Source organism: Streptomyces asoensis (genome assembly GCF_016860545.1).
Classification (GTDB): Bacteria; Actinomycetota; Actinomycetes; order Streptomycetales; family Streptomycetaceae; genus Streptomyces; species Streptomyces asoensis.
The window spans coordinates 2175330-2196026 of record NZ_BNEB01000005.1; the positions used below are offsets into that span (position 1 = coordinate 2175330).

17 protein-coding genes and 1 pseudogene are annotated in these 20697 nt (G+C 70.4%); 6 read left to right on the forward strand and 12 right to left on the reverse strand.

Going from position 1 to position 20697, the window contains the following annotated elements; translation table 11 throughout:
• Nucleotides 1–126: 126 nt before the first annotated feature.
• The 4 genes from Saso_RS32305 (at nucleotide 127) to Saso_RS32320 (ending at nucleotide 5047) form a co-directional block, all read left to right on the forward strand.
• Nucleotides 127–1398 (forward strand): citrate/2-methylcitrate synthase, encoded by a 1272-nt coding sequence (locus tag Saso_RS32305; RefSeq protein WP_189927700.1) that lies wholly within the window; start codon nucleotides 127–129, stop codon nucleotides 1396–1398.
• A 211-nt stretch (nucleotides 1399–1609) separates the two neighbouring features.
• Nucleotides 1610–2632: a sucrase ferredoxin gene (locus tag Saso_RS32310; RefSeq protein WP_189927701.1), complete on the forward strand. Its 1023-nt coding sequence runs from the start codon at nucleotides 1610–1612 to the stop codon at nucleotides 2630–2632.
• A gap of 67 nt (nucleotides 2633–2699) precedes the next feature.
• Nucleotides 2700–4370: an ATP-binding protein gene (locus Saso_RS32315; RefSeq protein ID WP_189927702.1), complete on the forward strand. Its 1671-nt coding sequence runs from the start codon at nucleotides 2700–2702 to the stop codon at nucleotides 4368–4370.
• Complete coding sequence (locus Saso_RS32320) at nucleotides 4367–5047, forward strand: DUF7342 family protein (protein ID WP_189927703.1); 681 nt, start codon at nucleotides 4367–4369, stop codon at nucleotides 5045–5047. Before Saso_RS32315 ends, Saso_RS32320 begins: the two co-directional genes overlap by 4 nt.
• Nucleotides 5048–5184: 137 nt before the next feature.
• Here the strand turns inward: Saso_RS32320 and Saso_RS32325 are convergent, their stop codons facing one another.
• From Saso_RS32325 to Saso_RS32335, 3 genes are all read right to left on the reverse strand, one after another.
• Entirely contained in the window at nucleotides 5185–6246 is a 1062-nt protein-coding gene (locus Saso_RS32325; RefSeq protein ID WP_189927704.1) for an ABC transporter substrate-binding protein, read from the reverse strand.
• 117 nt (nucleotides 6247–6363) lie between these two features.
• The gene (locus Saso_RS32330; RefSeq protein WP_189927705.1) at nucleotides 6364–7227 is read right to left on the reverse strand and encodes an ABC transporter permease; all 864 of its coding nucleotides are present in this window, start codon (nucleotides 7225–7227) and stop codon (nucleotides 6364–6366) included.
• The gene (locus tag Saso_RS32335; protein WP_189927706.1) at nucleotides 7217–8032 is read right to left on the reverse strand and encodes an ABC transporter ATP-binding protein; all 816 of its coding nucleotides are present in this window, start codon (nucleotides 8030–8032) and stop codon (nucleotides 7217–7219) included. The genes Saso_RS32330 and Saso_RS32335 overlap by 11 nt, the downstream gene beginning before the upstream one ends.
• Nucleotides 8033–8194: 162 nt before the next feature.
• On the opposite strand from Saso_RS32335, the gene Saso_RS32340 reads away from it, so the two are divergent.
• Nucleotides 8195–8887, forward strand: a complete 693-nt coding sequence (locus Saso_RS32340) for a response regulator (RefSeq protein ID WP_189927707.1) — start codon at nucleotides 8195–8197, stop codon at nucleotides 8885–8887.
• A gap of 79 nt (nucleotides 8888–8966) precedes the next feature.
• Here the strand turns inward: Saso_RS32340 and Saso_RS32345 are convergent, their stop codons facing one another.
• From Saso_RS32345 to Saso_RS32370, 6 genes and pseudogenes are all read right to left on the reverse strand, one after another.
• On the reverse strand, nucleotides 8967–10559 hold the full coding sequence (locus tag Saso_RS32345) for a solute symporter family protein (RefSeq protein WP_189927708.1): 1593 nt from the start codon (nucleotides 10557–10559) through the stop codon (nucleotides 8967–8969).
• On the reverse strand, nucleotides 10556–11134 hold the full coding sequence (locus tag Saso_RS32350; RefSeq protein ID WP_189927709.1) for a DUF485 domain-containing protein: 579 nt from the start codon (nucleotides 11132–11134) through the stop codon (nucleotides 10556–10558). The genes Saso_RS32345 and Saso_RS32350 overlap by 4 nt, the downstream gene beginning before the upstream one ends.
• 80 nt (nucleotides 11135–11214) lie before the next feature.
• Nucleotides 11215–11897 (reverse strand): annotated as a pseudogene (locus Saso_RS32355) (response regulator transcription factor).
• A complete protein-coding gene (locus tag Saso_RS32360; protein ID WP_189927710.1) occupies nucleotides 11894–13045 on the reverse strand; it encodes a sensor histidine kinase in 1152 nt (383 codons plus the stop codon). Before Saso_RS32360 ends, Saso_RS32355 begins: the two are co-directional and overlap by 4 nt.
• Entirely contained in the window at nucleotides 13042–13575 is a 534-nt protein-coding gene (locus Saso_RS32365) for a DUF1453 domain-containing protein (RefSeq protein ID WP_189927711.1), read from the reverse strand. The genes Saso_RS32360 and Saso_RS32365 overlap by 4 nt, the downstream gene beginning before the upstream one ends.
• Nucleotides 13576–13819: 244 nt before the next feature.
• Nucleotides 13820–15940: a DNA gyrase/topoisomerase IV subunit B gene (locus Saso_RS32370; protein ID WP_189927712.1), complete on the reverse strand. Its 2121-nt coding sequence runs from the start codon at nucleotides 15938–15940 to the stop codon at nucleotides 13820–13822.
• A gap of 444 nt (nucleotides 15941–16384) precedes the next feature.
• On the opposite strand from Saso_RS32370, the gene Saso_RS32375 reads away from it, so the two are divergent.
• Nucleotides 16385–16615 (forward strand): DUF7455 domain-containing protein, encoded by a 231-nt coding sequence (locus tag Saso_RS32375; protein WP_189927713.1) that lies wholly within the window; start codon nucleotides 16385–16387, stop codon nucleotides 16613–16615.
• 146 nt (nucleotides 16616–16761) lie between these two features.
• Here the strand turns inward: Saso_RS32375 and Saso_RS32380 are convergent, their stop codons facing one another.
• The 3 genes from Saso_RS32380 to Saso_RS32390 form a co-directional block, all read right to left on the reverse strand.
• Nucleotides 16762–17658 (reverse strand): serine protease, encoded by an 897-nt coding sequence (locus Saso_RS32380; protein ID WP_189927714.1) that lies wholly within the window; start codon nucleotides 17656–17658, stop codon nucleotides 16762–16764.
• 133 nt (nucleotides 17659–17791) lie between these two features.
• On the reverse strand, nucleotides 17792–19333 hold the full coding sequence (locus tag Saso_RS32385; protein WP_189927715.1) for an RNA polymerase sigma factor: 1542 nt from the start codon (nucleotides 19331–19333) through the stop codon (nucleotides 17792–17794).
• 428 nt (nucleotides 19334–19761) lie between these two features.
• Entirely contained in the window at nucleotides 19762–20649 is an 888-nt protein-coding gene (locus tag Saso_RS32390; protein ID WP_189927716.1) for a FadR/GntR family transcriptional regulator, read from the reverse strand.
• Nucleotides 20650–20697: the final 48 nt, after the last annotated feature.

The following is a 20697-nucleotide window of genomic DNA, read 5'->3' on the forward strand; positions in this document are numbered from 1 at the left end:
GGAAGCCGGGGACAGGTTGACGGACATTGTTTCCTCCCTGAACTTGATTCGACTGTCCATGATTGACTTTAATCCTGTCAATATTGATTCAGTCAACATAGGTGCCTTGTGGATACGGTGACCCCCATGCGCGATCAGGAACCCGGGCCCGGCCACCCCGAACGACGGTTGAGTACCAAGGAGGCCGCCGAACTGCTCGGGGTGAAGCCCGAGACCGTGTACGCGTACGTCAGTCGTGGTCAGCTGAGCAGTCGGCGCACGCCGGGCGGCCGGGGCAGCACCTTCGACGCCGAGGAGGTCCAGACTCTCGCTCGGCGCAACAGGCGGGAGGCCGGCGGCACTCCGGGATCCGGAGCGGAGCTGTCCGTGCGCACGCGCGTCACCCTCATCGACCAGGACCGCTACTACTACCGCGGCGTCGACGCCGTCGAACTGGCCACCCGGCACTCCTACGAAGAGGTGGCGGAGTGGCTGTGGACCGGACGACTGCGCCCCGGGGCCGCCTTCACCGCGCCCGAGGCATCCGTCGAGGCCGCCCGTCGCGTCGTCGAGGCGCTGCCCGAGCACAGCGGGCCCATGGACCGGCTGCGGGTCGCCGCAGTCGCCGCCGCGGCCGCGGATCCCCTGCGGTTCGACCTCTCCGAGGAAGCCGTGCTCGGTACCGCACGCATCCTGATCCCCACCCTGGTCGCCGCCCTGCCGACGAAGCGGCCCGCACGCCGCGACGAAGGGCCGCTCGCCCGGCGGCTGTGGACCCGGCTCAGCGGTCGCCCGCCGCACGAGGCGCAACTGCGCGTCCTCGACACGGCGCTCGGTCTGCTCGTCGACCACGACCTCGCCGCTTCCACACTCGCCGTACGCGTCGCCGCATCGGCCCGTGCGCACGCGTACGCCGCGGTCTCCGCCGGGCTCGGCGTCATCGAGGGGCCGCTGCACGGCGCTGCCGGCGGCCTCGCCCATCGCATGCTGCTCGAAGTGCTCGACACCGGCAGTGCCGCTCCGGTGGTCGCCGAGGAGTTGCGGGCCGGCCGCCGGATCCCGGGCCTCGGCCACCGGCTCTACCCCGGCGAGGACCCACGCGCGCGTGCCCTGTTCGCCCTCCTCGAAGAGATCCCGGAGGCCGGACCGGCTCTCGCTGCGGCCCGGGACATCGAGGCGACGACCGCCCGCCATACTCCGCTGCACGCCAACGTGGACCTGGCGCTCGCCGTCCTGACCGCGTCATGCGGCATGGAGTCCTCGGCCAGCGAGACGATCTTCGCGATCGCCCGTACGGCCGGCTGGATCGCCCACGCCCTGGAGGAGTACGGCGAGCGACCGCTCCGAATGCGCCCGAGCGGCCACTACGTGGGCCCCAAGCCACCCCGGCCGCTGCCAGAGCCACTGCCCCAGCCGTAGCCGTCGCCGAAGCGGGCGTCTGGGCGGCCGGGCGGTGGGCGGCCGGGCGCACGAGCGTGCTGGGCGGCTGGGAGGGCCGGAGCGCCCCCGCACCACAGGCGCCCGGCAAGCGCACGCGGCAGGCCCCCGGCACGCGCACGCGTACCCGCATGGCTCAGCGCATCGGGCGGCGGGAGGTCATGCCCCGGCAAGTCAGGTTAGGCTCACCTCTGTGAGTACGTGCGCGACCGTCTCGCGGGATCTCGACGAGCCCATTTCCGGAACCGCGGCCACGGCAACCACTTGGTTGCTCCTGGAGCAGCCGGGGCCCTGGGGTGCCAGAGCGCTGGTGTCGAGCCACCTGGATCCGGCCCTGGGTCGCGCCCTGGAGGCGGCTGCGCAGGGCACGGGCGTGCGCATCGCGCTCATCCGCCGTCCGGGCCGCCACGCGGACCACGACGTGTCATCCGTGCGGCAGGTGTACGTGGCCCACACCGTTCCCGGCAGGGTGTGGCTGCACAGCGCCGAGACCCACGACCCTCGGCAGCTGCTGGACCTCGACTTCGCCGCGCTCGGCGGAGGCGACCACCGCAGCTTCGCCCGCGCTCTGGGCGGACAGCCGCACACGGGTGACCCGCTCGCCCTTGTCTGCACCAACGGCAAACGGGACCGCTGCTGCGCGCTGCTCGGCCGTCCGCTGGCCGCGGAGCTCGCCGCCTCAGGGGTGACCGGCACCTGGGAGGTCACCCATCTGGGTGGTCATCGCTTCTCGCCGACCCTGCTCGTCCTGCCGCACGGATACGCGTACGGACGCGTCGAGGCCCACACCGTCAAGGAGGCCCTGCACGGCGTGCGGGAAGGACGAGTCGTCGTCGAGGAGTGTCGCGGGCGGTCGGCATGGGAACGGCCCGGTCAGGCGGCGGAGCTGGCGGTGCGCTCGGCGACCGGCGAGGAGCGCGCGGAAGCCCTGAGCGTCGTCCGGACCACCGGGGGCGCGCCGCGCTGGGAGGTGACCGTCGCCCACACGGACGGGCGCCGCTGGCAGGTCGTCGTGGCCGAGGGGGCATCACTCCCGCCCCGGCCGGAGAGCTGCGGCGCATCGGTCCTCGGCTCACCCTCACGGATGGACGTGGTGGGGGTTCACGAGCTGACAGACATGGCAGCCACGGCAGGCACTGCACCGATGCGCCGGCCCGTCTGTGGACAGGGCTCGTCCGCGGCCTCGCGCGGGCGCGGCCGAACCGTTTCCTCTTGATCCCGTCAAGAGTTCCACATCACCCACCCCTACGGCTGCGCCGGTCCTCCCACGTACCGTCTTGGGTATGAGCCCCACTCCCCCCGCCCGTCGCCTGCGTCTCGGTATGCCCCGTCGCATGTTCTCGCAGCTCCTGCTCATGCAGCTGGCGATCGCCGCGGGAGTCGTGGTGCTCGCGACCGGGCTGTTCCTCGCCCCCCTCAGCGATCAGCTGGACGACCAGGCGATGCGCCGCGCCCTCGCGATCGCCCAGACCACCGCGGCTGTGCCACAGATCGCCGAGGACCTCCGGCACACAAAGCCGTCGGTCGACGGACCGGTGCAGCAGGAGGCCGAGCGGATCCGCAAGGCCAGCGGCGCGGAGTACGTCGTGGTGATGGATCTCAGCGGCATACGCTGGTCGCACACCGAGCCCGGACAGGTCGGCGGTCACGTCTCCACGGACCCTCGCCAGGCCCTCGCCGGCGAGGACGTCATGGAGATCGACAGCGGCACACTGGGCCGCTCGGCCCGCGGAAAGGTCCCCCTGCGCGACAGTGACGGCAGGATCGTCGGCGCGGTCTCCGTCGGCATCGAGTACGACAGCGTGCGGGCCCGCCTGATCCACGCGATCCCGGGGCTCTTCGCCTACGCCGGCGGTGCCCTCGCGGTGGGCGCGCTGGCCGCCTGGCTGATCTCCCGGCGGATCCAGCGGCAGACCCGAGACCTGGCCTTCTCCGACATCTCGGCGCTGCTGGCCGAACGCGAGGCGATGCTGCACGGCATCCGCGAGGGCGTCGTAGCCCTGGACCGCGCGGGCCGCGTCCGGCTGCTCAACGACGAGGCGCAGCGCCTGCTGGGCATCGGGGAGGAGGCGGTCGGCAGGTCGCCCGACCGGGCGCTCGGCGAGGGACGTACCGCCGACGTCCTGGCGGGCCGGGTCACCGGCACCGACCTGATCTCCGTACGCGGACAGCGCGTCCTGGTCGTCAACCGCATGCCCACCGACGACGGCGGTGCCGTGGCCACCCTGCGCGACCGCACCGAGCTGGAGCAGCTCGGCCGCGAACTCGACTCGACGCACGGTCTCATCGACGCGCTGCGGGCCCAGGACCACGAGCACGCCAACCGCATGCACACCCTGCTGGGGCTGCTGGAACTTGAGATGTACGACGACGCCGTGGATTTCGTCGGGGAGGTCGTCGGCGATCACCGGGCCACCGCCGAGCAGGTGACCGAGAAGATCGAGGACCCGCTGCTCGCCGCCCTGCTGGTCGGCAAGGCGACCGTGGCCGCCGAACGCGGGGTCGCCCTGTGGGTGTCGGACGGCACCCGGCTGCCCGACCGTCTGATCGACCCGCGCGGGCTGGTCACGGTCCTCGGCAACCTGGTGGACAACGCGCTCGACGCCGTCGCGGGCAAGCCCCACGCGCGCGTGGAGGTCGAGCTGCGCACGGAGGGCCGTACGGCGATCCTGCGGGTACGGGACACCGGACCGGGCATCCCGGCCGATCAACGGGAGTTGATCTTCACCGAGGGCTGGTCCACCAAGAAGCCGCCGGCGCACGGCAAGCGAGGCATCGGGCTCTCCCTGGTGCGCAGACTGGCCGAGCGGCAGGGCGGGCACGCGACGGTCGGCGAGGCGGCCGGCGGAGGCGCGGAGTTCACCGTCGTCCTGCCCGAGGCGCTGACCGGGGCCGACCTCGAACCCGTACTGGCCGCACCGGCGACGACCGACGCCGAGGAGGCATCGCGATGATTGAGGTCCTGGTCGTGGACGACGACACCAGGGTCGCGCGGGTCAACGCCGCCTATGTGGAGAAGGTGCCCGGCTTCCATGTCGCCGCCGAGGCGCACAGCGCGGCCGAGGCACTGCGCCAGCTCGAACTGGTGCCCCGGCTGGACCTCGTCCTGCTGGACCACTACCTGCCCGACGAGACGGGTCTGGAGGTCGTCCAGGAGATGCGCAGGCGCGGCCACCAGACCGACGTGATCATGGTGACGGCCGCGCGGGACGTGTCGACGGTGCAGGCCGCGATGCGCCAGGGCGCCCTCCAGTACCTGGTGAAACCGTTCGCCTTCGCGGGGCTGCGCGCCAAACTGGAGGCGTACGCCGAGCTGCGCCGCACGCTGGACGGCGGCGGGGAGGCCGAGCAGGCCGACGTGGACCGTATGTTCGGCGCGCTCTCCGCGTCCTCGGAGCCCGGTCTGCCCAAGGGACACTCCCCCACCACCGCCGAGCTGGTGCGCCAGGCCCTGATGAACGCCGAAGGTCCCCTGTCGGCGCAGGAGATCGCCGACCGCACCGGCGTGAGCCGCCAGACGGCGCAGCGCTACCTGAAGCTCCTGGAACGCACGGGCAGGGCCCGGCTCACCTTGAAGTACGGCGACGCGGGCCGCCCGGAACACCGTTACGTGTGGGCGACCCGCGCCTGAGGGCACGGCTTCGGGGGCCGGGGCCGGGGCCAGGGCCGGAGGCCGGAGGCCGAGTAGGTCGGAGGGAGGGGGGAGGACGCGGGAGCCATGTCCCGTGGGTCACGGACGGCGTCCCGCCTCCCTCCCCCGGCCGCCCGTCAGCCCTTCGCCTTGTCGACGAACTCGGTCGTGTAGGTCTTGCTCAGGTCCACATCGGCGTTCTGGATGGCGGGGTTGAACGCCTTGAGCACCTTCTCGACCGTCTCGGGACCGTTCTTGGGCATCACGCCGTCCTTGGTGAACATGGGCAGCGTGCTCTTGATGGCCACCGAGTACAGCAGCTTGTTCCCCTGCGAGTAGTCCGGCGGCATCTTCGCGGCTATCTCGCTCGCGCTGTGGGTGGACATCCACGTGAGCGTCTTGACGAATGCATTGGCCAACTTCTGGACGGTGTCCTTGTGACTGTTGACCCAGTCCGTCTGCATGTACAGGCTTGACGACGGATACGGTCCGCCGAGCGCCTCCTCGGAACCCTGCGGCGTACGCATGTCCAGCAGGACCTTGCCCGCCTTCTTGTCCAGGATGTTCGCCACCGTCGGGTCGGTCGTCATACCGCCGTCGATCGCGCCCTGCTGGAGCGCCGCGATGAACGTCGGACCCGCGCCCACGGCGACCGGGGTGAAGTCGCTGACCTTCACACCGTTCTTGACGGCGAGGTACTTGGTCAGGAAGTCGGTCGAGGAACCGAGCCCGGTGACACCGAGCTTCTTGCCCTTGAAGTCCTTCGGGGACTTGATGTCACCCTCCGCCTTGGTGGAGACGATCTCCACCTCACCGGGCGCGTGCGAGAACTGCACGACGGACTCCACCTCCTTGCCCTTCACCTGGAGGTCGAGCGTGTGGTCGTAGAAGCCGACGGCGCCCTGGACCTGGCCGGAGACGAGCGCGGTCTCGGCCTGCACACCGGCCGGCTCGCTGAGCAGCTCGACGTCGAGTCCCTCGGCGTCGAAGTAGCCGAGCCGCTGAGTGAGCATGGCGGGCAGGTAGATGACCTTGTCCAGGCCGCCGACCATGATCTTGACCTTGGTGCCCTTGCCGTCGCCCTTGCTGCCGGAGCCGCTGGACGCGGTGCTGGCGGCGTCGTTGGCGCAGGCGGTGAGCGAGGTGAGGGCGAGCAGGCCGGCGGCGGCCAGGGCGGTGTATCTGGCAGTTGTGCGCATGGCGGGTTCACGTCCTTGTGAGAGGGCGGCGCGGAAGTGCGACGGAGGAGCGGGCGTAGGGGCGACGCGGGGCCTGTCCACAGGGAGCGGCCCCTCGTCGGATCGTTCGGCGACGGGTCAGCTGTCGGAGCCCGACGGCTTCCAGCGGAAGATGCGGCTCTCGGCGAAGGTCAGCAGTCCCTCCGCGACGAGGGCGACGGCGGCGAGGATGACCATCGCGGCGTACACACCCGCAGCGTTGAACGTGCCCTGGGACTGGGCGACGAGCAGGCCGATCCCCTTGGTCGCGCCGATGTACTCGCCGACGATGGCGCCGATGAGGGCGAAGCCGAAGCTGACGTGGAGGCTGGTGAAGATCCAGGACGTGGCGGACGGCACGACCACCTGGAGCGTCACCCTGCGGTCGCTGGCACCCAGGATGCGGGCGTTGGCGACGAGGTTGCGGTCGACCTCGCGGGCGCCCTGGAAGGCGTTGAAGAAGACCGGGAAGAACACCAGGACGACGGCGGAGGCGACCTTGGAGGCGGGACCGAGGCCGAACCAGATCACGAAGATCGGGGCCAGCACGATCCTCGGTATGGAGTTGAGCACCTTGATGTATGGACCAAGGACATCGGCGAGGAAGGTGATCCGCCCCAGTGCGATACCGCACACCACACCGGCGATCACACCGATGATCCAGCCGAGAAGCGCCTCGTGGAGCGTGTACCAGATCTGTTCGCCCAGCGAACCGAGAGCGGTCCCGTGCGTCACCCAGGTGTAGATCTGGTCCCAGATCTTCGTGGGCATGGAGAAGTTGAACGGATCGATGACCTCGGCCCGGGAGAGCGTCTCCCACAGGGCGAGCACGGCCACCAGGAGCAGGACGCGGGCCGCCGACACGACGATCTTGCGCTGTCGGGCCGCACGCGCGCGTGAGTGGGCGCGGTCCGGTGCCTTGGCCGTGTCGACGACCGGTGTGCTGAGGAGCTCAGGCGACATGGGCGGCACCTCTTTCGCGGGTGATGCGGACCTCTTCGCCCAGGGACTCCCAGATCTCGCGGTAGATCTCGATGAACCGCGGCTCCAGGCGCACCGACTCGACCTTGCGCGGGCGCGGCAGATCGATGTCGAAGACCTGCTTCACCGTGGCCGGTCCCGCGGTCATCACGACGACCTTGTCGGCCAGCGCGATGGACTCCTCCAGGTCGTGGGTGACGAAGACGACGGACGCGCCCGTGCCCTCCCACAGCTCGAGGAGTTCGTCCGACATCAGCGCCCGGGTCTGCACGTCGAGTGCCGAGAACGGCTCGTCCATGAGGAGGATCTCGGGGTCGTTCACGAAGGTCGCGGCGAGGGCGACGCGCTTTCGCTGACCACCGGAGAGCTGGTGCGGGTAGCGGTCCTCGAAGGCCGCGAGGCCCACCCGGGCCAGCCACTCACGGGCCTTGCGCTTCGCCTCCGCCTTGGGCACGCCGCGGAAGCGGGGACCGGCCATGACGTTGGACAGGACCGTACGCCAGGGGAACGTGGCGTCCTGCTGGAAGACGAAGCCGACCTTGTCCCCGACGCCCCGCACGGGCTGCCCGGCGACCATGACCTCGCCCTGGGTGGGCTCCTCCAGGCCGCTGACCAGGGTCAGCGTGGTCGACTTGCCGCAGCCCGTCGGGCCGACGACGGCCACGAACTCGCCGCGCCCGACAGTGAGGTCGAGTTCCCGCACGGCGGTGTGCGGTACCCCCGACGGGGTCCTGAAGACCTTGCTCGCGCCCCGCAGCTCGATGGCGGGGCTGGTGTGTGCGCTCATGGCCGGGGACGGTAGATGCGCCCCTGTGGGCGGCATCACCCTTCTGGTCGCATGCGCTTCTTTTGCTTGCAGTAGCCTGTTGTGCTCGTTTTGCTCGCGCTAGAAACAGCGGAGCCGAAACGCGGGCCCATCGCCCGACAGGCCTTGACTGAGAGAGGCCCGATGATTGACGTCCTGGTCGTGGACGACGACTTCCGTGTCGCCGAGATCAACGCCAAGTACGTGGGAAAGGTTCCCGGATTCCGGGTGGCCGCCCGCGCGCACAGTGCCGCCCAGGCACTCGCCTGCGTGCAGCGCGGGCGCATCGACCTGGTGCTGCTGGACCACTACCTGCCCGACGGGACCGGACTCGAACTCGTCCACCGCATGCGGGACCAGGGCCACGGCACCGACGTCATCATGATCACAGCGGCCGGTGACGTCACGACGGTGCGGACGGCGATGCGGCTGGGCGCCCTGCACTACCTGGTCAAACCGTTCACGTTCGCGGCCCTGCGCGCCCGTCTGGACTCCTACGCGGCCCTGCGCCGGACGGTCGACCGGGTGGGCGGCCACGGCATCGCCGGCCAGGAGCAGGTCGACCGGATCTTCGGCGCCCTGCGCACCGGTCCGGCGCCGTCGGCCCCCGGTCTGCCGAGCGGGCACTCGGAGCCGACCACAGACCTGATCTGCGCCGTCCTGCACCGCGCGAACCATCCCCTGTCGGCCCACGAGGTCGCCGCCGAGACGGGCCTGAGCCGCTCCACCGCCCAGCGTTATCTGCGCCACCTGGAACAGGCCGGACGGCTGCACCTCTCCCTCAAGTACGGCGACACCGGCCGCCCGGAACACCGGTACGCCTGGGTGGCGCCGTGACCTCGATCGGGCCTCCCGACACGTCACGAAAGTGAAGCGCCGCCCTTCTCGCGCCGCCCTTCTCGCGCCCTTCAAGGCTCTACGCGGCGCCCGCTCCCGTCAGTGACCGGACCTCGGTCTCCGCGTGCCTGGCCTCGTCGGCGACCTCTGCCGAGGTGACCGTGCCGAGCCAGCCCGCCAGGAATCCCAGCGGGATCGAGACGAGACCGGGGTTCTGCAACGGGAAGTACTGGAAGTCCACGTCCGGGAAGAGCGACTCGGGGCTCCCGGACACCACGGGTGACAGCACGACGAGCGCCAGGGCCGGCACCAGCCCGCCGTACACCGCCCACACTGCACCTCGCGTGGTGAAGCCGCGCCAGAACAGCGAGTAGAGCAGGGCCGGCAGGTTCGCGGATGCGGCGACGGCGAAGGCGAGCCCGACCAGGAAGGCGACGTTGAGATCGCGGGCGAGCAGCCCGAGGGCGATCGCGACCACGCCGACGCCGACGGCGGCCGTCCGCGCCACCGTGACCTCACTGCGGGGACTGCTCCGCCGGCGCCGCAGGGAGGAGTACAGATCGTGCGCCACCGATGCCGAGGACGCGAGCGTGATCCCGGCGACGACAGCGAGGATCGTGGCGAAGGCGACGGCCCCCACCACCGCGAACAGCACCGCTCCCCCGGTGGAGCCCGCGCCGCCGCCCAGATCGAGTGCCAGGAGCGGAACGGCCGTGTTACCCGCAGCGTTCGAGCCGCGCACCGCCTCGGGGCCGACGATCGCCGCCGCACCGAAGCCCAGGACGATCGTCATCAGGTAGAAGCCGCCGATCAGCCCGATCGACCAGACGACGGAACGCCGGGCGGCCCGCGCGGTCGGCACGGTGTAGAAGCGGGACAGGATGTGCGGCAGCCCCGCCGTGCCCAGCACCAGCGCGAGGCCCAGGCTCATGAAGTCCAGGCGCGCGGTCCAGTCCCCGCCGTACTTCAGCCCGGGCGCCAGGAACGCGTCACCGTGCCCGCTGCGCTCGGCCGCCGTACGGAGCAGCTGGTCGAAGTCGCCGTGGAACCGCAGCAGGACCATCACGGTGAGCGCGATGGTGCCGGACAGCAGCAGGACGGCCTTGACGATCTGGATCCAGGTGGTCGCCCGCATCCCGCCCAGGGACACGTAGATCACCATGAGCGCGCCCACTCCGACGACCGCCCAGGACTGTGCCGCCTCACCGGTGTTGCCGAAGAGCAGCGCGACGAGGCTTCCGGCACCCACCATCTGGGCCACCAGGTAGAGAACGGACACGGTGACCGAGGAGGTTCCCGCCGCGATGCGTACCGGCCGCTCGCTCATGCGCGCGGCGACCACGTCGGCCAGTGTGAACCGGCCGCAGTTGCGGACCAGTTCGGCGACGAGGAACAGGACCACCAGCCAGGCCACCAGGAAGCCGACCGCGTAGAGCAGCCCGTCGTACCCGAACAGCGCGATGAGACCGGCGACCCCCAGGAACGAGGCGGCCGACATGTAGTCGCCCGCGATCGCGAAACCGTTCTCCATCGGGGAGAACAGCCGTCCGCCGACGTAGAACTCCTCAGCCGAACCGTGCCGGTTGCGGCCCACCCAGGTCGTGATCCCGAGCGTGACCGCGACGAAGGCGCTGAACAGCAGCAACACGAGGACCTGCTGATTGCTGTTCACGACGCGCCGCCCTTCACTCCGCGAGTCAGCTCCTGTGTGTCCCAGCGCAGTTCGAGCGCGGCACGATCCCTGCGCAGCCGTGCGTGACGGGCGTAGGCCCAGGTGAGCAGGAACGTGCTGAGGAACTGCCCCAGCCCCGCCAGCAGCGCCACGTTCACCGCTCCCACGACCGGCCTCGCCATGAGGCCGGGCACGGTGGTCGCGGTCACCACGTAGGCCACGTACCAGAGGAAGAACCCCGTGGCGGCCGGCACCACGAACCTCCGGTACCGGCTGCGCACCTCCTGGAAGGCCGCGCTGCGCTGGACCTCCAGGTAGATCTGGGCCGCCGCCGGCGCCCCGCTCTCCCTGTGCCGGCGAGCCGCTGGAACCTCGGTGGCGGGCGTGCTCACGATGGCCGACTCGCCCCAGCCCGAGGCGAGCGCGTCGTACCAGGGATCCTCGTAACGCACGCCCTCCGGTGCTTCGGCGGCGGTTCGGCTCGGGCCCTGGTGGTGTGCGCGTACGGATGGCACGGGGGCACCGCTGTCGAGACCGTCCCCGTCGACGCGGGGGCGGCCGTTGCTTGACTGCATGCCCAAGGATGGACAGAACGGGAAGATCCGTGACTCTTCTTCCCCGCATACTTCACCCCATCAGGTGACCATCTGGCCGTTCACCTCACGGGCGGCCGGACCAGCCCCTTCGCATACGCGTAGCGCACGGCCTGAGCACGGTCCTTGAGCCCGGTCTTGGCGAACAGGTTGTTGATGTGGGTCTTGACCGTCGCCGTGGACACACTGAGTGTGCGCGCGATCTCCTGGTTGCTGAGGCCCTCGGCGATCAGCACCAACACCTCCGCCTCCCGGGTGGTGAGCCCGTCGGGGACCACCGCGGACTCCGCGGGCACCGGTTCGGGCGCCGACAGGCGCTCCAGCAGCCGCCGCTGGACACTGGGCGACAGCCCCGCGTCACCGGACAGGACGCTGTGCACGGCCCGTACGATCTCGTCCCCGCCGGCGTCCTTGGTCAGGTAGCCGCGGGCACCCGCCTTCAGCGCCGGGAACAGGGAGTCGTCGTCCGCGTAGGTGGTGAGCACCACGACCTGCGTCCCGGGGTGGTCGGTCCGGATGCGTCTGGTCGCTCCACTCCGTCGCAGCGGGGCATGCGCAGGTCCATCAGCACCACGTCGGGTGCCAGTTCGGCGACGAGCCGCACGGCCTCCTCGCCGTCGGCGGCGGCTCCCACGACCTCGACTCCGGGCAGCAGCCCGAGCAGCATCACGATGCCTTCCCTGACGACCGTCTGATCGTCGGCGACCACCACCCTGGCCTGCCTGGCCCCCGTTTCCTGCGTCATACCGGCACCTTCAGCGTCACCACGAACCCTTCTTCGTCCGGCCCCGCGGCGAGCGACCCCCCGAGCAGTTCGGCGCGCTCGCGCATACCGAGCAGACCGTACCCGCCTCCGGCCTGGGCGAGTTCACCCGGCGGACCGCCCGAGTCCCTGACGTCCAGGGTCACTTCCCGGGGCCCGTACTCCAGCCGTACGCTCACCTTCGCGCCCGGAGCGTGCTTGCGGGCGTTCGTCAGCGCCTCCTGAGCCACCCTGCGCACCGCCTGGGACGCCTCCACCGGAATCGGTCTGCGTTCACCCCCAACGGTGACCTCGGCTCCGTCGGACGTGCGGACGAGGTCGGCCAGGAAGTCCTCCAGGGGCGTCAGGTCACCACGCAGGGCGGAGAGCGACTGTCTGGTCTCCTCCAGGCCGTCACGGGCCATCCCCCGCGCCGCCACCACACGGTCGAGGATCTGCCGGCGATCCGCGCCCCGCTCGATCAGCAGCCGGGCCGCCTCCAGGTGCACGAGCTGCGCGGAGAGGCTGTGGGCCAGGACGTCATGGATCTCCCGGGCGATACGGGCCCGCTCCGCGAGCGCGGCCGATTCGGCCTCGGCCACGCGTGCGGCCCGTTCCTGGGCGAGCAGGCGCTGTGCGTTGCCCCTGGCCTCGGCGTCCAGTCGCAGGGCGTACCCCGCGAGGGCCATGCCCCCGACGACGATCGCCGTGGTCGTCCCCGGGTCGTCGTTGGCCACGGCGAAGGCGGCGAATCCGACCGAGGCAGCCGGGAGCGCGGCTCCCAGGGGCAGCCGCTCCAGTGCCGCGATGGCGCACCCGCACCACAGGACCACGGCCGGCGAGCGGAGACCGGCGGCTTCGGCCCCCACGGCCAGCCCCATCAGCATCAGGAGCAGCGCGAGGGACGGCATGAGCCGGTGCTCGAGCGTGGTGCGGAACAACGCCCAGGCCAGCGCCCCGGCGACCACTACCCCGACCGCTCCGGCGGCCGCGGCCCAACCGTGAACATGACTGTCGTGGAAGGCGCTCCACAGCAACGCGCCCACGACCAGCAGCCTCACGGCCCACGCCAGCAGCCGCCTGGGGCGGGAGATCCCTCTCGGACCGAGCGCCTCCCGTGAGGGCCAGCGTGTCCAGACGTTCGGCGTCACACGCGCTCCTTCCACGGGGACCGGTGGGACCCGGGCATCCGGTCACCGTACGCCGCGGCGGGGGCGGGGACCCGCTCCACGGACCCCAGGCGCCGGACCAGGATGCCGGAGCGCACCAGCAAGGTGGCCGCCAGCCCGAGCATCAGGGCCGAGCTGCCCTGATGGACGCCCAGCAGGGCACCGGCGCCGAAGAGGCCCGCCCGCAGGGCTGTGCCCGCGCCCCAGACGGCGACGGACGCTCCCGTGCTCTTGCTCCACACCGATCCGTCCGGCTCGGCCCAGACTCGAGTGGTCCGGGCCCAGGCGACTCCCATGGCCAGGGCGACGACCAGTTCGGCGCCGAGCACGAGGGCGGACCCGGTGGGGTGATCTGCATCGAGCAGATCGGGCTCGCGCAGGGCCAGGACCGCCAGGATGCCCGGCAGGAGCCACCATCGCCGATCCGTGTCGATGCGGCTCGCGCGGAACTGCCGCATGATCACCAGTGCGGCCACGGCGGCGATCAGCAGTGCGTCGACGAGCCCGGACATCACAGCCTCCGCGAGCGGGGAAGGGTGCCGGCAGCGAGCGCTGCCGACGCCTTCGACGCTACGGAAATCCGCCGCTCCGCAGATCGGAGCCAGGGTGGATCATGGGTGGAAGTCCGAAGGCCGGTGCCCTCCACCCGTGGGTGGAGGGCACCGGCCTGACGATCAAACCGGACTTCCCGGGCGGGCCTCGCGGTCGCGTGTCTCGGCGGGCCGGTGAGGGGCCCACCGAGGCCCAACAGGGCGGTCAGGCGTCGATACGGGACCGGTCGAGCGTCGCCGCCGAGCTGGAGATGAACTCCTTGCGCGGTGCCACGTCGTTGCCCATGAGCAGGTCGAACACCTGCTCGGCCGCCTCCAGGTCGGAGAGGTTGATGCGCCGCAGCGTGCGGTGGCGCGGGTCCATCGTCGTCTCGGCCAGCTGGTCGGCGTCCATCTCTCCGAGACCCTTGTAGCGCTGGATCGAGTCCTTGTAGCGGACGCCCTTGCTCTGGAACTCCATGAGCCGGTCGCGCAGCTCGCGGTCCGAGTACGTGTACACGTACTTGTCCTGGCCCTTCTTGGGCTGGACGAGCTCGATGCGGTGCAGGGGCGGCACGGCGGCGAACACCCGGCCCGCCTCGACCATGGGCCGCATGTAGCGGTGGAACAGGGTCAGGAGCAGCGTCCGGATGTGGGAGCCGTCGACATCGGCGTCGGTCATCATGATGATCTTGCCGTAGCGGGCCGCGTCGATGTCGAAGGTGCGCCCGGAGCCCGCTCCTATGACCTGGATGATCGCGCCGCACTCGGCGTTCTTCAGCATGTCGGTCACGGAGGACTTCTGGACGTTGAGGATCTTGCCCCGGATGGGCAGCAGCGCCTGGAACTCGGAGTTCCGGGCGAGCTTGGCCGTGCCGAGCGCGGAATCGCCCTCGACGATGAAGAGTTCGCTGCGCTCGACGTCGTCGCTGCGGCAGTCGGCGAGCTTGGCGGGCAGGGACGAGGACTCCAGGGCCGTCTTGCGGCGCTGCGCGTCCTTGTGCTGGCGGGCCGCGATGCGCGTGCGCGCGGCGGCGACCGCCTTCTCCATGACGACCCGCGCCTGGGCCGCGGCGTCGCGCTTCGTCGAGGTCAGGAAGGCCTTGAGCTCCCTGGTGATCACGGTGTTCACGATGCGCCGGGCCGCCGAGGTGCCGAGGACCTCCTTGGTCTGGCCCTCGAACTGGGGTTCGGCGAGACGGACGGTGACGACGGCCGTCAGGCCCTCCAGGGCGTCGTCCTTCACGATGTCGTCCTCGGCGACGCGCAGCAGTTTCTTGGCGCGCAGCACCTCGTTCATCGTCTTGGCGACCGCCTGCTCGAAGCCGGCCACGTGCGTGCCGCCCTTGGGCGTGGCGATGATGTTGACGAACGACTTGAGATTCGTGTCGTAGCCGGTGCCCCAGCGCAGCGCCACGTCGACGCCGAGCTCACGGGTGACCTCCGTCGGCGTCATCTGTCCGTGGTCGTCGAGTACCGGGACCGTCTCCTTGAAGGTGCCCTGCCCGGTGAAGCGCAGGACGTCGCAGACGGGCTTGTCGGTGGCCAGGTACTCGCAGAACTCGCTGATGCCGCCGTCGAAGCGGAAGGACTCCTCGCCCTTGCTGCCGCCCTCGCCGAGGCCGTACTCGTCGCGGACGACGATGGTCAGGCCGGGCACGAGGAAGGCGGTCTGGCGGGCCCGCTGGTGCAGGTTATCCAGCGAGAGCTTGGCGTCCTTGAGGAAGATCTGGCGGTCGGCCCAGTACCGCACCCTGGTGCCGGTGCGGTTCTTGGCGATCCTCTTGACCTTGCGCAGCCCGCCCGTCTCGAACTTGGCCTCGGGTCCGTCGGCGGCGAAGGCGCCCGCGACCCCGCGCCGGAAGCTGATCGCGTGGGTGTGACCGCTGCGGTCCACCTCGACGTCGAGCCGGGCGGACAGGGCGTTGACCACGGACGCGCCGACGCCGTGCAGACCGCCGGAGGCCGCGTAGGAGCCGCCGCCGAACTTGCCGCCGGCGTGCAGCTTGGTCATGACGACCTCGACGCCCGACAGCCCCGTCTTGGGCTCGACGTCGACGGGGATGCCCCGGCCGTTGTCGCGGACCTCGACCGAGGCGTCGTCGTGGAGGATCACCTCGATGTGGTCGCAATAGCCGCCCAGGGCCTCGTCGACGGAGTTGTCGATGATTTCCCACAGGCAGTGCATCAGGCCTCGACTGTCGGTCGAGCCGATGTACATGCCCGGGCGCTTCCGCACGGCCTCGAGGCCCTCGAGGACGAGCAGGTGCCGCGCGGTGTAGTTGGAGCCGTCCCGGTCTGCTCCTGCCAGCAGCGCTGTGGACGGCACGGACGTTTCGGCGGTCACGCGGTTCGCTCCTCGCTGAATTTCACTTGAGGCCCTTCTGGGTAAGGGCGCGGCTTCGGTTGCCGCCAAGAGGGTACCGAGGCCTGGTAGAGCCGTTGTAACGCCACCCTCGTCTCATCTCAGACTAGTCCAGCGTCGCATACGTGTTCGATCCCTCGATGGAGTGAAGTACATATCACGTTCCCTTCGACGCATGAACCATTTAGGCTCCGGGCACGTCCTCATGAACAAACCGGCAAGCCAGCCGGGAGGATGGAACCATGACCGACAGCGCGAAACCGTAAGCACTACAGACCACGCAATACGGCACATTCGCCGCCAAACCGGCAGCAGACGGCCACCTCGGAAAGATTTTTTCGAGGACAAGCCACGAGCGGGAACGTTTTGGGGCTGGTTGGATGTTGACCCTGGTACGACAGCTCGTCGAGCTAGAGAAGAGGCGACGTGACTACTGTTCTGACCCCCGCGAGCCCGCTGACGGCCGCTGACCGCTGCGACCGCTGCGGCGCCCAGGCGTACGTACGCGTCGTGCTGCTCAGCGGCGGAGAACTGCTCTTCTGCGCCCACCACGGCCGCAAGTTCGAGCCGGAACTCAAGAAGATCGCCGCTGAGATACAGGACGAGACAGAGCGGCTGACGACCGTTCCGGCCTCCTCTCCCGAAGAAGAGCGCTGATCCTGCACGTCCACGACGAGCCAGCACCGGCACAGGCCGGTACACGGGCGGCCGCCCCTGTGTCCCAGGGGCGGCCGCCCGCTCTCATGCCACGATGCCTGCGGTACCGGGTCCGCGGATGCGGGTCCGTGCCCCGCCGGGCGGGCTCAGACGCCCGCGGCGGGCTTGGCGGTGCTCACGGTCCCCTCGGACGCCGTCGCGGCCCCCTCGGACGCGGGCGCCCAGCCCAGCGTCCGTACGACGTCCGACACGCGCGTGTAGACCCCGGGGCTCCCCGGACGTCCGCAGCCGCTGCCCCAGGAGACCAGCCCGATGACGCGGCCCTGGGCGACAAGCGGTCCGCCGCTGTCGCCCTGGCAGGCGTCCTTGCCGCCGCGCGCCTCCCCGGCGCACACCATGCTCCGCGCGTCGTAGGTCCCGTCCGTGGTGCCGGGATAGGCCTGCTCGCACTGCGCGTCGGCGAGCACGTGCACCCGGGCCGCCCGCAGGGTGCGGGCGTAGGCGCCGAACCCGGTGACATCGCCCCAGCCGTAGACGACGGCTTCCGTACCGGCCGCGTAGGCGGGATCACCCTCGGCGGCCATGCCGATGACCGCGCCGGCTGGGAGTGACCTGGCCAGGGTCAGCACGGCGAAGTCCCCGGCGTTACTGGAACTGTCGTAGCCCGGGTTCACGTAGACACGGCGCACGGAGATCTCCTCCCCGGTGTCCTCGTAGAGGTCCGTACGGCCCGCGACGACCTTCAGGTCGGCCAGCTGGCCCGGCGGCGCTCCCAGCACGTCCTCGCCCATGCAGTGGGCCGCGGTGAGCACGGTGGTCGGGCCGACGGCCACGCCTCCGCAGAACTGCCCCGAGCGCGTACCTCCGAACCGGTCACGGCTGGACAGCGCGACCGTCCAGGGGCTCTGGGAGACGTCGACCGGGAAGCCCCCCACCACGACGCCGTCGGAGGCCGCAGGGGCGGCGGAGGCCAAGGGTATGGCCATTGCAGCGGCCGCCAGGATCAACGGCCGGGCCAGGGCCCGGACAAGGGGACGACGCATGCGCGCTCCTCACTCTGAAGTGATCGGTGAACACCCAGAGTCATGCAGCGCGAGGCGCCTCGCACCCCAGCGCCTACGCCGAAGGCCCGGCCCCCCGAGGGGAGACCGGGCCTTCGGTGTAGACCGCCGCGACCTAGTCGAGGTAGTCGCGCAGCACCTGGGAGCGGGACGGGTGGCGCAGCTTCGACATGGTCTTGGACTCGATCTGACGGATGCGCTCGCGCGTCACGCCGTAGACCTTGCCGATCTCGTCGAGGGTCTTCGGCTGACCGTCGGTGAGACCGAACCGCATGGAGACGACGCCCGCCTCGCGCTCGGACAGGGTGTCCAGGACGGAGTGCAGCTGCTCCTGGAGGAGCGTGAAGCTGACCGCGTCGGCCGGCACGACGGCCTCGGAGTCCTCGATGAGGTCACCGAACTCGCTGTCGCCGTCCTCGCCGAGCGGGGTGTGCAGCGAGATGGGCTCGCGGCCGTACTTCTGGACCTCGATGACCTTCTCGGGGGTCATGTCGAGTTCCTTGGCCAGCTCCTCCGGGGTGGGCTCGCGGCCCAGGTCCTGGAGCATCTGGCGCTGCACGCGCGCAAGCTTGTTGATGACCTCGACCATGTGCACCGGGATACGGATGGTGCGGGCCTGGTCGGCCATGGCGCGGGTGATCGCCTGACGGATCCACCAGGTGGCGTACGTGGAGAACTTGTAGCCCTTGGTGTAGTCGAACTTCTCGACCGCGCGGATCAGACCGAGGTTGCCCTCCTGGATGAGGTCCAGGAAGAGCATGCCGCGGCCGGTGTAGCGCTTGGCCAGGGAGACCACCAGACGGAGGTTGGCCTCCAGGAGGTGGTTCTTGGCGCGGCGGCCGTCCTCCGCGATGATCTCCAGCTCGCGCTTGAGCTTGGGAGCGAGCTTGTCGGCGTTGGCCAGCTTGTCCTCGGCGAACAGACCGGCCTCGATGCGCTTGGCGAGCTCGACCTCCTGCTCGGCGTTGAGCAGCGGGACCTTGCCGATCTGCTTGAGGTAGTCCTTGACCGGGTCGGCGGTGGCGCCGGCGACGGCGACCTGCTGGGCCGGCGCGTCGTCCTCGTCGTCGTCGGAGAGGACGAAACCCTTGTTCTCGGTCCCTTCCTCTTCCTCTTCGCCGGGCTTGACGTCCTCGAGGACCTCTTCCTCAACGGCCTCGGCGTCGTCCTTGCCGGCGGTGGTCTTCTTGGCCGCCGTCTTCTTGGCGACGGTCTTCTTCGCGACCGTCTTCTTGGCGGTGGTCTTCTTGGCAGCCGCCTTCTTGGCGGGGGCGGCTTCCTCTGCGGAATCGTCGACGGCGGGAGCGGCAGGGGTGGCCGGGGCAGCCGGAGCGGTGGCCTTCCTCGTGGTCACCGCCTTGGCCGCGACCGACTTGGTGGCGGTGCGCTTGGCCGGACTCTTCGCTGCGACGCTCTTTCGGGTGCGCTTGGGCTCCGCGGCACTGACCATCAGCGTCACACCCTCTTCCTCGAGGATCTGGTTGAGGCTGCGCAGTACGTTCTTCCACTGAGTGGCCGGAATCTGGTCAGCTTCGAAGGCCCGACGCACATCGTCGCCGGCGATCTGCCCCTCAGCCTTTCCCCGCTCAATGAGCGCCATGACAGAGACGGACTCGGCGATCTCCGGCGGGAGCGTACGGGATGTGCTGGCCGACACGAACAACCTCTCGGAACGTTGGAAAACGGCTTCCGGCCCCGTCCGTGACGGACAGGAGCCGACCACCGGCCTGGGGGTGGGCCGACGGTGCGGGCGGGGGCCGGGAGAATTCACAGCGCCTTGAACGGCGTCCGTATTCCCTCCGCGGCAGTCACCTCTTAGGTCATCGCGTTGTTTCCACAAGCGTTACGCCCAATCTTCGTGGCCCGAGTCACACCACGTAAGCGTTCAAAAACGGTCAGACGCGGACAGATGAGGTCACCCGTGGAGCCTACCGGCACCGTGACGGCCGGTTCCGCCGCGTCGTCCGTCGGACCCCGCAGGGCCCCGAGACGGGTTCTGCGGGGTCCGACGGACGTGCGGGTGGAGCGGCCGGGCACGACGCGGGAGGAGCAAGACGTCCTGCACCGTCCCCCCGTGCGGTGCGATCAGTGTTCGCGCGGCGCCGGCACGACGCGCTCCACCTCGGGGTGGACGGTGAGCAGCTGCCGCATGGCCGTCTCGGCCGCGGCGCCGTCGCCCGCCGCCAGGGCGTCGGCGATCCGACCGTGGTGAGCCAGCGACGCGTCATTCGGCCGGTCACAGCCCGTGACGGGCCCGCCGGAGACCTGGAGCGCCGACGAGACGATCCCCGACAGGTGCTCCAGCATGCGGTTGCCCGCGACCTGGATGAGCAGCGAGTGGAACTCGGCGTCGGCCCGGGAGTAGGTGAGTGCGTCACCCTGCGCCATGGCGTGCCCCATGATCTCGACCATGTCGGACAGCCGCTGCTGGATGTCGGCGCGCCCGTGTCCCGCCGCGAGACGGGCGGCCAGCGGCTCGATCGTCCAGCGCAGCTCGCTGAGCTCGCGCCGCTGGTCGTCCCGCTGGGGTCCGAAGGCGCGCCACTCGATGATGTCCGGGTCCAGTAGGTTCCAGTCGCTCACGGGACGCACGCGCGTGCCGACGTTCGGCCGGGCGCTGACCAGGCCCTTCGCCTCGAGGACCCGCAGCGACTCGCGGACGACGGTGCGGGACACCTCGAAGCGCTGACCGATCTCCTCGGGCACGAGCGGTCGGTCGGCGCCGAGGTCCCCCGATACGATCATCTGACCCAGCTGCTGGACGAGTTGGCCGTGCAGCCCGCGCCCACGGTTGCCCGCGGCGCGGCGGCCCACTCGGCCCAGTTCGGGTTCCGCGGACTCCCACACAGGGGCTCCGACGCGTTCGGTCACGGGGGCCTCGGTGAAGGGGTAGCGGTCGAGTTCGCCCGGGCCGGCCAGACCGGAGTCGGCGGAGCGGGCGGCGGTCATCATGGTGTGCGCAAGGGTACTCACGGATCCTTTGTCGGCTCGGCTCCGAACTGCCTTGAGGTCTTTGGTGAA